We start from the raw sequence: 12,551 nt of genomic DNA, 5'->3' as shown, positions 1-12,551 counted from the left end.
ACGATTGCCGTAACGATTTGGCCCAAGAAATCTTCTCTTCTCTCTGTTTCGCCGGGCGATAATGCATTCGGACCTGTTTTCCGGAGACCCCATGTCATCCACGCACGAAGCCTTCATCCAGACCCGCATTGCCGACCATATTGCTGTCATCAACACGCTTTTGCAGGATGCCCAGTTCCACTCCGCCCTGTCCTGTGCAGCCGCAGCCATCGCCGAAGCCCTGCGCCGAGGCAACAAGGTGCTCTTTTTCGGCAACGGAGGCAGTGCCGCCGACGCCCAGCATCTTGCCGCCGAGTTCACCGGACGGTTCCTTCTCGAGCGACGAAGCCTTCCGGCCCTCGCCCTCACCACCAACAGCTCTTCTCTCACGGCCATCGGCAACGACTATGGTTTCGACGAAGTCTTCTCCCGCCCGCTCTCTGCTCTAGGCGCCCCCGGAGACATCGCTTTCGGCATCAGCACCAGCGGAAACTCGCCCAACGTCCTCCGCGCCCTCGAAGTAGCGCGCAGCCGGCAAATGACGACCATCGGCCTCAGCGGACGCGCCGGAAAACTCCTCACCGTCGTTGACCACGCTCTCGCCATCCCCTCCGACTGCACCCCTCGCATCCAGGAGGCCCACATCCTCACCGGCCACATCCTTTGCGAAATTATTGAGCGCGAGTTGTTCGGCTAATCGCTTTCACAGAAGTTGTATCCACGTCGGCATCGGAAGAGTGGGAGTCATCCTGAGAGTTTGTGACCTTTTTAAATCGCGTAAGAACTCGCGTTGCAAGCAAAGGAACTTACAAGGACGAAAACTCCAAAATCCAAAAAAGTCACAAACTCTGAGCGTCAGCGAAGGATCCCCGCAGAGCTCCAATCTTGCGCGCCGCCAATAGCTTTTTCGCCGGGTCAGTTCTCTTCGAAACTCCGGACACAGCAATTCCGAAAGCGATCTAGCATGGGTGTCTGCGGGATTAGTCGTTTGCGACTTGTTGCATGTTTTGCTCTGCTGATTTTGCGAAATCCGGCTGTGCCGAATACTCGTAGTAGAACACTGAGTAGATCTTGTCTGGCATTTTCAAGTTGCTATTGAGCAGTGGCAGCAAGGGCCTGAACACCACGCGAAACACGCTCCGCAAGCGAGGTCGGATCGCTTTTCTGAACACTCGGCTTCGATTCAAAATCGCGAGGGGACTTTTCAGATTGTTCTCCCAACCTGCCATTTCACGATTCTTACCCGTCAACAGGGTGAGTTCCCAGCGGGCCATGTCCTGCCCCGCCTCCGTCGCCAGAAAAGCGTCAAAACCCCGGCTGTACCGCTGCATCCGGTCGCAGGCCTGTTGAAACGTAAAGCTCTGGTTGTGATAGCCGAGTGCGCTGCGCCTGTAGAACAGTCGCATGCCCATCTTCTTCAATCTGTAGGAGAGTTCCTGATCTTCGTAGATCGAGAGCTCTTCATTTAAGCCCCCGCTCTCGCGCAGAAACTCGGTTTTGAAGCTTAAATTGCATGTGTAAAGAAAACGCCTATCAACTTCCGTCCCATCCTCAAGCAGCCCATACAGAAACAGCGCGTGCTCCCCATACCAGCGCATGAACGGAGTCACATGAACCTCCGGGAGCCACGTCACATAGCCCAGTAGTACCGAATTCCTTTCGGGATGCTCGTCGTGAAACTGCAAATGCTCTCGTACTAGCCGCCGCGTCGGAACCACATCGTCATCCAGCAGAAGCACGATTTTCCCGCGCGCCTCACGCAGCCCCCGATTCCTTGCCGCCGATACGCTGCTCTTCTCCTGATGGATACAACGAATCGGAAGTTTCTCCGCAAACGACTGCGCCACCTCCGCCGTGGCATCTGTCGATCCATCGCTCACAACCAACACTTCAAGAATGCAAACACCATCCGTCTGCTCGCAGAGTCCCCGCAAGGTACGGCGAAGCAGTTCGCATCGGTTATAGGTCGGAATGATGATCGAGAGTTCTGTCATATAATCTCAGAGCGACAGTGAACCAAATGCCACGCTTGCAGAATGTTATACGACTTGTGGTCCGTATTCTCGAATGGTATTCAACGTGATGTCACTGTCAACATCTGTTTGCATCATGGAGATATTGTGTCATTCCTGCGGGCACCGGTTGACGCTGCAAAGAGGCTGCTAGCTCCCTTCCCGCTGCTTCAGCGTTTGACGCACGCTGTCGGATGGACAACGTTTGGCACAATCACTGCCAATGGACTGACCTTCACTGCCATGATTGTTGTGGCACGTCACCTTGGGCGCGAATCGTTTGGTGAGCTGGGGATACTGCAGAGCACAGTTGCGATGTTCCAGGTCTTCGCCTCTGCTGGCCTTGGTCTCACCGCCATGAAGCATGTCGCCGAATACCGCGTTAGGGAACCAATACGCGCTGGCCATGTCATCGCCATTTCCGATTCGGTGGCTGCGGTCTCAGGAGCAATTGCTGCGATCGTTGTCTACTGTTTTGCGCCATGGCTTTCTATGCATGCGCTGGCCCGCCCGGGAATGGTCCCTCTGCTGCGAATTGCTGCCGTAACTATCGCATTGAGTTCGCTGACCGGTGCTATGAACGGTACTATGGCCGGGCTGGAAGAGTTTCGATCAATTGCTGCCATTAACTTCGTCAGTGGCTTGGCCGCATTCCCTCTCATAATAATTGGCGCCTTCTCGAGGGAAGTTGAGGGGGTCGTCATCGCGCTAGCCGCGCAGGCGCTGCTTTCATGTCTTTTGGTCTGCTGGATGAGCCGTCGCATGGCAAGGAAACACTGCATTCCTATCACCCTTCGCGGTGCCCGCGAATGGCCGGTGCTATGGCGCTTTTCCCTTCCGGCCATCCTCAGCGCCGTCATGATGACTCCCGCGGAATGGTTATGCAATTCGATGTTGGTGCGGCACAGCGGCTACTCCGCCATGGGAATCTACACTGCCGCGTTGCAATGGCGTAACCTCATGATGTTTCTTCCCCTCATGATCGTGCAATCGGCGTTGCCTGTTTTTGCTTCGGTCAAGAGTTCCCACGGCCCACACTCCGAGGAGTTTCGCCGTATTACCGTTGTCTCCCAAAACGCGATAATGTTGCTGATCCTTCCCCTCGCGACACTCCTCATGTTTCTGGCTCCTCAGGTGTTCAAACTGTATGGAGCAAACTTTGACTGTGGCAGCACAGTCCTTGTTGCGGTATTACTGGTGGTGATGATCCAGAGTACGGGAATTGGTTTGGGCCCGGCGGTTGAGGCGTGGGGACAAATGTGGGCTCCCGCTGTGTTTCATCTCATCTGGGCTGTGCTTTATGTGCAGTTCGCCTGGGCTGGCGTGAGCAGATGGGGAGCTGCGGCACTGCCTTTTAGCTCGGCGCTCGCCTATCTTGTACTCACATACTTGAATTTGTCTTATTTTCGCAAAACCTTTCCGAAAGGCACCGCTCTTCACATGACGGAGGCCATATTTGCAACAATTGGCGTGACGACACTCTGCCTTTGGACTCCGACTTGGTCGCAGCCTTGGATAGCTTTACCGATGTCTGTATGTGTACTGCTCCTTGCGGTCCGCTATTTCTCAGATCGCGTGCTGATCACTCAGCCACTATCGCGCACTCTGGCTGCATTTGTCGCTGACTGGAAAGCGAAGGACCAATCTGCCGTATGAAAATCGCCCTGGTAGTAGCCCATATGTTTGTCGGGGGCGTGGAGTCCTATGTTCTAAGACTGGGCAACTATCTCTTGCGGCAGGGGCATGAGGTCACGGTGGTGGCCACCGAGGAGCCAGGCGAGTGGTGGCCACGGGTTGCCGAAGCGGGCATGCAGGGCATATCCGTTCCGCTTATGAGTTCGTTCAACCGCCTGACTCATGTGCGCCGGGTTCATCAGGTACTGAAAAACTTCGACTGCCTCATTTTGAACGATGCGCGATACGCGCAGGCGGCGCTTCCCAACTTGCCTGAGAAAATCATCACCGTCGCCATCATCCACAACGATCTTGATCTCCATTACGAGGTCGGCTGCGCCAATGTGGAGTTGCTGGATGCTCTGGTTCCCGTCAGTCCCAAGGTGCGGGAGACTGTTGTAGCACGGGTCGGCGACAGCAAAGTATCACAGATTCTGGCGGGCATCGATCCGCCGAAACTCTCCCCAACAGGAACGAGGCCTCCGGTTTCGCTTCAGCCAAGGCTTCTATACGCTGGGCGCATATATCAGCCGCAAAAGAATGTTTTTCTTCTGCCCCAGATTCTCATTGAATTGAACAAAACCGGAATCGATGCCTCACTGGAAGTAGTTGGCGACGGAGTAGACCTGCCCGAATTGAAACAGCGGGTCGCCCGCGCGGGAGTGCAGAAGCAGGTGCATTTCTGCGGCGCATTATCGGAGGATGAGGCCGCATTGAAAATGCAGGAAGCTCATATTCTGCTCATGCCTTCCTTCTTTGAGGGATTCGGGCTTGTAGCAGTGGAAGCACAGGTTCGCGGCTGTGTCCCAATTGTTTCGCGTCTGGTGGGAATCACAGACATAAGTGTTCTGGAGAATGTCACGGGATTCTTAGCAGAGAGCGACAATCCCAAAAGCTTCGCGGATAGCGTTAGCATCTTGGTAAGCGATCCCGCTAAGTGGCAATCCATGAGTGAGGCAGGCATTTTACGCGTTCAAAATGAGTTTTCGGTTGAGCAGATGGGAAAAGAGTATTGCCGCCTAATTGAGAAGATTCACCTTCGCAAATTAAGCGGGCCTCTCACTCGGCGTTCCGGCCGGATGTGGAATCCTAAGCTGATTGGCTTTACCGCGCCGCTGCCTAACTCGCTCTCCCGAACGCTGAAGATAATATAGAAATCTTGTGAGGGCGTTAGTCCTTTGGCTTGATCGCTAGCCTTCCCGTGTAATCTATGCGATTCATAAACAAGCGTCCACCAAAGTACTCGTCAACAGCCCGCCTAGCCCCCTGCCAATGGCCATAATCGTCAATGATCAGAACTCCGCCAGGAGAGAGTCGAGGATACAAATGCTCCAGTTCATGCCGTGTGGATTCGTACCAATCGGTATCCAGTCTGAGGAGCGCGATTTGCTCGGGGATGGTTTGCGGAATGGTGTCCTCGACACGGCCTTCGACGAAATGGATCCTTTCCATCGGATAACCTGTCGACTGCAAGTTCTCCCTTACATCTCCAAGTGACGCATATGACAGGACGTCGCTGGTATCAAGACGCTCATGTTTCTTAGCTTTGGTCATCAGCAGAGAAGCTTTCACTCCGCTGTGGCTCAAGTCAACCTCCGTCGGCTCAGTCATTCCAGAGTAAGTGTCAAACATCCAGATAGCCCGGTCATGACCAGTCAAGGCTAAAGCCATTGACATACTGCTGCCGCCGCGCCACACGCCGCATTCCACAAAATCCCCAGGTATGTTGTTCGCCAGAATGTGGTCCACGGCTCGTATATTTGTTATCGCACGCTCGGGAGAAACCTTGGTGAACATTCGCACCTTGCGATAGATATCCCACTCCCGGTCAGTGAAATCAGGGTACTGCTCCTTTGATAAATCGGAGTTCTGTACTCGCTTAAGTTCATAGCCCATCGAACGCAAGAGAAGTTCTACAGTTTTCTTGATCATTTTAAAGAGTTCTTTCTCAGATTGTTTGTTAGCGGGATGAAATGCCAACAGTCTTGCTTTGAATGTTTTTGTTTGACACACTAGCGACACTATTGCCGGCGTTGAGTCGAGTTACACCGAAAAGCTTCCTTGTATCGAAGAGAACATGCATCGGTAAGTCGTGCTTTTCGCAGAAATCTGCGAACGCCCAGGAAAAGTCAATATCGTCGGCTGCGGCTAACGCCTGCTTGTCGAGATGAGACCACACGGCATTCAACTCTCGCCATACCCCGCGATAGGTATGGTCCGCATCATGCAGGAAAAAGTCCACAGCGGGAAGCTCCCGCAGGATCTGTTGCAATGATACGTCCGGCTCGGTCATATCCAGCAGGTGCAACTTCCACGGGCGGCGCTCTTCCACAGTCAACAGTCCCGCAACATCCGTCGCAATATCGATGCTGTGCAGCTCTCCCTCTCCATTCTCCCGAAGAGCATGCAGCAGGAAATAGGTTGAGTGGCCGTTCGCCACTCCCGTCTCCAGCACGGTGCGTGGTCGGAAGAAGCGAGTAAGACTGTAAAGAACCAAGGCGCTTTCACTCTCGACCGCGTAAAACTCCGGATAAGCTCTTGCGACCGACTGTTCGCGTTCGGATAACTTTTGTCGGAGAGATTCGTATTCCCTGACATAAAGTTCTCGGGAGTCTTTGTCCACACCGAGGTCGCCAAGTAACTTCGCCGCATCCGAACCTATGCTTGACGCCTTTCCTCCGAGTTCAGGTAAAATTGCCACGCCTTGCCGACGATAGACCTGAGGAAACAACGCGCTGCTTGCGTGGAACACAATTGCGCCCAACGCATCCCACAGGCCAAACATTCTGCGGTACTCGTTGAACTCGGACAGATGATGCCTGATCGTTGCCAGCACTATTACTCCTCTCGTACTTTCTAGTCCATTACCGCCGAGAACGCATTGCCGGTATTCTCACGAAATATCCGCGATTCTCGAAAACTTGCGAACGTGGTCCTGACGGAATGTTTCACGGGGAGATGCATCAGCTCATTTCTGAAATCGACGGTGTTACTTTGTAGGAACTAATTTCGCGAAGAGTCATGTACTTTTCGGTTAACTTTTGCCGCTGGAAAGAAACCGTATACCACAAAGTTATAATCTGCCTCCGAAGCTATTAGCCCAAAAGCTAATGGCTCACCGCTTCGGCACGCAATCGGATAATGCCTCAAAACTGCCTTCCCACCCGCTAAACATGCGGGCTCGGACGCAAATCTCTCTCTGGCACGAGCGGCTCTCCCGCACCGTATTCAAAGTTGATTCGCTCCTGTTCAATTGCTAGCGGACGCTTCTGAACGAGGGTATGAATCGCCCCCACGTATTCCCCCAAAATCCCCAAAAACAGCAGGTTTATCGAGGCCACAAAGAAGAACCCGATCAGTATCGGAGCCACGCCCACCTGGAAGCTTTTCCAGAACAGTAATTTGTAAAACAGGTACAAAAATGACGTGATAACCGAAACCGCTGCGCCTCCGAAACCCGCGAAAACAGCGATCCTCAGGGGTACTTTCGACAGATTCGTAATCCCCAGCATCGCCATGTCGTACAGTGTATAAAAATTGTTCGCCGTCACTCCACGAACCCGCGCTGGTTGATGGTATGGCAGTTCGACCCGCGGAAAACCGAGCTCCGCAATGATTCCGCGAAAGTACGGATAGGGATCATCAAACGACTTAATCAGGTCCGCAACTTTGCGATCATACAGTCCAAATCCCGTGAAATTCTCGTACGTCTCAATTCCCGATAGGTGATTCACCATCCGATAGTAGCGTCTGCGAATCCAGAACATAAGCTTGTTCTCATCGCTCGCCTTCTTCACACAGATCACCACAGGCGTTCCCGCTTCCCAGTGACGAACCATGTCGACAATCAACTCCGGCGGGTCCTGTAGATCAGCAGCCATGCCGATCACTGCGTCTCCTGTAGCCTGATGGAAAGCGTGAATTGGTGAGCGAATGTGCCCGAAATTGCGGGTATTTCGGATCACCTTCACATTCTTGTCCATTGCCGCAAGCATTTTCAGCACGCCCAGAGTGTTGTCCGTAGAGGCATTGTCAATGAAGATGTGCTCGTATCGGTAGTTTCCCAGCGATGCGACTGCTGCACGCACACGCTCGTAAAGTTCGCGAACATTAAGTTCTTCGTTAAAACAGGGGGTAACGATGCTTAGTGTTTTCAACGGTTCACTCCGACTCGTCAAACCTTAGTTGCTGCAGGTCGATTCCGTCCGCCTGCACTCGGTACCACTGGTAGAGTTCCTTCACGCAGTCGCTCATATCGCGGAATTGGAGCGGTCCGATCTCTTGCATTAAACGCGAGTTGTCACCGCTATACTCTGGCGCCAACTCATCGTTGCGAACCACAATCGCAGGATCAACTCCGGAAGACATCGCCACCATCTCTGCCAGTTCACGCAGCGAGTACGTACACCCCCGGCAGACGTTGTAGGCCTTGTGCTGTGGCGTATGCGCCATGAACCAAGCTGTGATTTCTGCGAGGTCCGAAACGTAAAGATAATCGAATCTGACGTTTCGTCGTATAACAATCGGCAAACCTTTTGCAACCCGGGCACAGGCGTTCGAAATGAAGCGAACGTCCCAATCTTCGTACTTCCCAAAAACCCCAAACAAACGGAGAACGAAGATGTTTTCGATGTTCTCTGCTTGTTTAGCACAAATGTACTTCGAGAAGCCGTAAGGGTCCCGAGGCACTCGTGTATCGAAATACTCTTCGCTTACATGTGCAGGGAGTCCTTCTCTGCTGTACTCGGCGCCTGATCCGAAATGCAGCATTTTGCCGAACAAGGAGGAGTTACGCGCAAGATTGAAGAACATGCGACAGTTGCGGTCGAGCATGTCTGGCGGAGCACCGAGGCGGCGGTTGGATCGAGTTGTCGCTGAGTGCACGACAACATCGAACGTACCAGCTCGCAGGAATTCGCGTACTGCTTGCTCGTCGAGCAGGTTCAATTCAGATGACGTCGGCGCACAAATTGAGTACTGGTGGCCGAGGCATTCCACCAGGTTTCTGCCGATGAAGCCTGAACCGCCGGTCAGCAGAACCTTCATGCAGGTTTCCTGATTTCATGCCAATTCATACGCGCTATCCGTTCTTAGAATCAGAGCGGGATTCGGATTCGCACAGGATTTTCTCAATCACGTCGCGCACCGCGCCATTCCCACCTCTGGCGGAGGAGACGAAATCACATGCAGCCCGAACTTTGGGCTGAGCATCGGCTGGTGCAGCCGCAAATCCAGCGAGTTCGAGCGCTGCCAGATCGTTTACATCGTCGCCGATGAAACAGACCTCATCCAATGCGACGTCCCGCCGAGCTGCGATTTCTCGGAGTGCTCCTGCTTTGTCTTTGCAGTTCTTCGCGACATCGATGATCTGCATTTTCGTCGCAAGCCGGTCGATAAGAGGGCTGTCCTCTCCAGAGATGAGCGCCAACTTTAATCCGGCTTTGCAGGCCCGGGAAAGGCCCATGACATCGGCGAAGTGGAAGCGCTTCCATTCTTCGCCGTTCGGTCCCCACCAGAATGATCCGTCGGTGAGAACCCCATCCACATCCATGGCGATCAGCTTAATGGGCACTGCCGGCTCCGACACGGCGAAGCTTCTTCAGAATCGGTTGCTCGCGCTCCAATACTCTCTTCACTCCGTCTCCCATGGAGCGCTCAGCCAAACGAATATAGCTCACAAGCTTTGTGATTCCATTCGGCTCCAGGGATGCTGCCTGATCAGATCCCCACTGTGCGCGATCGGTCGTGATGTGGCGTTCGATGACGCAGGCGCCTATCGCCACTGCGGCGAGTGAAGCGGGCAGTCCTGTCTCATGCCCTGAGTAGCCAACCGGAATGCCATAACGCTCCTCGAGCGTTGTAATCGCACGGAGATTCAGCTCTTCGTAATAAGCCGGATATGTGCTGCAAGCATGAAGAAGAATGAGGTTTTCCTTGCCGAGGACTTCCACAGCATGGTCGATTTCCTCGACTGTGCTCATGCCTGTAGAGAGCAGAATCGGTTTGCCCGTTGCGCGAGTGTGGCGGAGAAGATTGTCGTCTGTCAGCGAGGCAGAGGCGATCTTGAAGCAGGGGACGTCAAAGCGATTGATTATGTCCACCGAAGGCTCATCCCAACAGGATGCAAACCACGTCATGTTCACCGCCTTGCAGTACTGGTCAATTTCCAGATAATCTTCGTACTGGAATTCGAGCCCATACTTCAGGTCACCATTGGTAGTTCCGAACGGACTCTCGCGCGGACGGCTCAATTCTTCAGCGGAGTACACAATGTCAATGGTACGTTTCTGAAACTTAACCGCGTCGCATCCAGCTGCGACCGCGACGCTGATCAACCGTTTAGCAAGATCAACGTCTCCATTGTGGTTGATTCCGATTTCGGCGATCACGTAGCAGGGATGGCCATTGCCAACTATCTTCTTCCCAAGTCGTATCTCTTGCACTGTATATGCCATTCGCCCTCCGCTGTGGTCTGCCGAGTCGCGCAATGCCAGCGAGAGCTGGATTCGCGAACGCGTGCTGTGAACTGAAAACGGTTACCCGTCTAATTTAGCAATTCAGATTCCAATCTAGTATATGGATTTTACCTGAGTTTCCAAGCAGCCGAAGGCTTGGTTGAGCCATTCCCCCCTCTGCTCTGTGCGCTTTGCCCCTATTCTAGAGCCCGGAAACGAACGCCGATCAGGACGCGAGGGATATACGCTGGTCGCCTCGGCGCTCGCCGGGAATCCAGATGGAGAAGACGGTGCCCCTGCCGACAGTGCTGCGGACCCGAATGCGGCCTTCGTGTTTCTTGACGAGTTCGCAGGTGACCCAGAGCCCGAGGCCGGTGCCGAAAGCTTTCTTCCTGGTGAAGAAGGGCTCGAAGATGCGGGTGAGGTCCTCAGGGGGAATTCCGTGTCCGGTATCGGCGATTGTTACCCGGACCATCGGGCGGGGGCCATCCCAAGAATCGGTTCGCACGTACAGAGTTCCGCGGAAGGTCGCGTCGATGCTATTGGAAATCAGGTTGGAGAAGACCTGTCGCAACTCGCCCTCGATGCCGTAGGCAAGTCTGGTACCGCGGTAACGGCACTCAACCTTGATGAACTTGTTGCGCAATTTCTGACCGAGCAGCTGCAGCGTTGCGTCGAGCATCTTGGGAACGTCGAGCGTGGCGGGACTTCCTGTTTCGCGGTAGAAGCCAAGGGTTTGGCGCATGATGTGGGCGATGCGACGGAGTTCAGCGTCGGCAATGTCGATGTATGATCGCGCGGTTTCGGGAAGGTCCGGGCTGTTGGAGGCCAGGAAGAGCGTATTCATGGCAGAGGCCAACGGATTGTTGATCTCGTGGGCGATGGTGGCTGCCATGCGTCCGACAGACGCGAGCTTTTCGTTTTGGATGAGCTGTAGCTGGGCCTTCTTCAGGTCAGTCAGGTCGCGCACGTTGAGAATGCCAATGTTCGGTTGGCCGCCGGAGCCTTTGACCATCGCTGAAGTGTAGCTGTACACGCGTTCGCGGTTATCGGACTTTCTACGCACGATGAGTTCGTGATCGCGCACTTCTTCGCCGCGCAACAGCCGGGCAATAGGCCACTGGTTGCTCGGGACCGGAGTGCCATCAAGCCGAAACAGTTCGAGAGATTTCACCAAAGTGGGAAGGTCCAGGAGTTCCCGTCCGGGTTGGTCATAGCCGTACATCTTGAGTGCCGCCCTATTCCAATTCAATGCTCCTGTCTGGGGATTGACAATGATGAGCCCCTCGGAGAGGTTGTGAATGATCGTGCGATGGTGGTCTTCGCTCTCTCTTAATGCTTGCTCCGCACTCTTGCGCTCGGTGATGTCGTGGAAAAGGATGGCCACATGTCGCAACTCGGGCGCCGCTACCGGGAACGCATACACGTCGAACCACCTTCTCAGTTGTTCGGCTTTGTTTATGAAGCGTGCTGGCTTGCCGGTGAGTGCGACTTGCCCATAAGCCTCGAACCAGTGCTGTTCATGTCGGGGAGCAAGCTCGCGTATAGTCCTTCCTCTGGCGTTAATGAGGCCGGTTTGATGTTCAAACGCCGGGTTCGTCTCAAGGAAGCGATAGTCAACTGGGTGGCCTTCGTGATCGAAGATAACTTCGATAATGCAGAAGCCTTCATCGATGGACTCGAAGAGCTTGCGATAGCGCACCTCGGATTCGTGCCGGGCTTCGAGTGAGCTGAGCACTTGGTATCCGGATGCAGCAAAGTCTCCGAGATCCTGTAAGATGCGCTCGTCCTCGCTGTCGAACTTCAATTGTTCATCGTGCGAGATCACCCAAATGGCACCCATAGGCTTTCCATGCAGACGAAAAGGGACGAGTAGCTCTTCGATAATTGGGGCACCGGCAGGGGACGAGGAACCGAAATGCTTCTCCGGATAGCTAAATAGCTGCGGCTTCAGTTCCTTCAAAACTCTGCCACAGGGGCTTAGCTCACGCGCCACTATCGATCCGGCGCTGTGTGTGATTTGTCCCGCAACCGCTTTCCACCGAAAGTACTCTTCACCTTTCCTGCTTTCAAGCAGACTGACTCCGGCAGAGTGAGCGTGACAGAGCTCCATGGCGAGGTCCACGAGCTTCTGCAGCACGGTTTCAGGTGAATCGGCGAGGTGGCGGGCGAGTGCTTTCAGCGCACGGTTTTCTGCTTCGAATTGGGGAGCACGGGGAGGTCGAAGGGAAAGCTCGCGGGTAATGAGCACCGATTCCAGTGGAACACGCTGTGGCTCGCCGCCGGAATTGGCTTGCGATCGACAATCTGGAAGGTGCTCAGCGTGCGAAGAATCCATTCAGGGCCCCGGCCTTTCGCAAAGAATCAGAGATTTGGTAGATGCGGCAGAGGTGCTAAATGGAAGGCCAGCGCTAAGGTAGTCTAGGGTGGC

At 54.1% G+C, this 12,551-nt stretch carries 11 protein-coding genes; 3 read left to right on the top strand and 8 right to left on the bottom strand.

Annotated features, from left to right (window positions below; all coding sequences use genetic code 11):
• Nucleotides 1–91 precede the first annotated feature (91 nt).
• Nucleotides 92–676 (top strand): D-sedoheptulose-7-phosphate isomerase, encoded by a 585-nt coding sequence (locus AC6IZD_RS17115; RefSeq protein ID WP_497784720.1) that lies wholly within the window; start codon nucleotides 92–94, stop codon nucleotides 674–676.
• 283 nt (nucleotides 677–959) lie between these two features.
• Here the strand turns inward: AC6IZD_RS17115 and AC6IZD_RS17110 are convergent, their stop codons facing one another.
• Nucleotides 960–1,973 carry a glycosyltransferase family 2 protein gene (locus AC6IZD_RS17110; RefSeq protein ID WP_497784718.1) on the bottom strand — a complete coding sequence of 338 codons (1,014 nt, stop codon included), beginning with the start codon at nucleotides 1,971–1,973 and terminating at the stop codon, nucleotides 960–962.
• Nucleotides 1,974–2,099: 126 nt separating this feature from the next.
• Between AC6IZD_RS17110 and AC6IZD_RS17105 the strand changes: the two genes are divergently transcribed.
• Together AC6IZD_RS17105 and AC6IZD_RS17100 are read left to right on the top strand one after the other, a co-directional pair.
• Nucleotides 2,100–3,647, top strand: coding sequence for an oligosaccharide flippase family protein (locus AC6IZD_RS17105; protein ID WP_497784716.1), 1,548 nt, complete (start codon nucleotides 2,100–2,102; stop codon nucleotides 3,645–3,647).
• Nucleotides 3,644–4,819 carry a glycosyltransferase family 4 protein gene (locus tag AC6IZD_RS17100; RefSeq protein WP_497784714.1) on the top strand — a complete coding sequence of 392 codons (1,176 nt, stop codon included), beginning with the start codon at nucleotides 3,644–3,646 and terminating at the stop codon, nucleotides 4,817–4,819. The genes AC6IZD_RS17105 and AC6IZD_RS17100 overlap by 4 nt, the downstream gene beginning before the upstream one ends.
• 16 nt (nucleotides 4,820–4,835) lie before the next feature.
• Here AC6IZD_RS17100 and AC6IZD_RS17095 read toward each other — a convergent pair whose 3' ends face one another.
• From AC6IZD_RS17095 to AC6IZD_RS17065, 7 genes are all read right to left on the bottom strand, one after another.
• Nucleotides 4,836–5,597, bottom strand: a complete 762-nt coding sequence (locus AC6IZD_RS17095; protein WP_497784713.1) for a TylF/MycF/NovP-related O-methyltransferase — start codon at nucleotides 5,595–5,597, stop codon at nucleotides 4,836–4,838.
• Between the two features lie 28 nt (nucleotides 5,598–5,625).
• The gene (locus tag AC6IZD_RS17090; RefSeq protein WP_497784711.1) at nucleotides 5,626–6,501 is read right to left on the bottom strand and encodes a class I SAM-dependent methyltransferase; all 876 of its coding nucleotides are present in this window, start codon (nucleotides 6,499–6,501) and stop codon (nucleotides 5,626–5,628) included.
• A 331-nt stretch (nucleotides 6,502–6,832) separates the two neighbouring features.
• Complete coding sequence (locus tag AC6IZD_RS17085) at nucleotides 6,833–7,822, bottom strand: glycosyltransferase family 2 protein (protein WP_497784710.1); 990 nt, start codon at nucleotides 7,820–7,822, stop codon at nucleotides 6,833–6,835.
• Nucleotides 7,823–7,826: 4 nt separating this feature from the next.
• A complete protein-coding gene (locus AC6IZD_RS17080) occupies nucleotides 7,827–8,711 on the bottom strand; it encodes an NAD-dependent epimerase/dehydratase family protein (RefSeq protein WP_497784709.1) in 885 nt (294 codons plus the stop codon).
• Between the two features lie 34 nt (nucleotides 8,712–8,745).
• The gene (locus tag AC6IZD_RS17075) at nucleotides 8,746–9,237 is read right to left on the bottom strand and encodes a KdsC family phosphatase (RefSeq protein ID WP_497784707.1); all 492 of its coding nucleotides are present in this window, start codon (nucleotides 9,235–9,237) and stop codon (nucleotides 8,746–8,748) included.
• The gene (locus AC6IZD_RS17070; protein ID WP_497784706.1) at nucleotides 9,227–10,120 is read right to left on the bottom strand and encodes an N-acetylneuraminate synthase family protein; all 894 of its coding nucleotides are present in this window, start codon (nucleotides 10,118–10,120) and stop codon (nucleotides 9,227–9,229) included. The genes AC6IZD_RS17075 and AC6IZD_RS17070 overlap by 11 nt, the downstream gene beginning before the upstream one ends.
• Nucleotides 10,121–10,346: 226 nt before the next feature.
• On the bottom strand, nucleotides 10,347–12,458 hold the full coding sequence (locus AC6IZD_RS17065) for an ATP-binding protein (RefSeq protein WP_497784704.1): 2,112 nt from the start codon (nucleotides 12,456–12,458) through the stop codon (nucleotides 10,347–10,349).
• Nucleotides 12,459–12,551 lie beyond the last annotated feature (93 nt).

It is taken from the genome of Koromonas humicola (genome assembly GCF_059726255.1).
The sequence above is the reverse complement of the archived record's forward strand: the minus strand, read 5'-3'. Positions and strand labels throughout refer to the sequence as shown.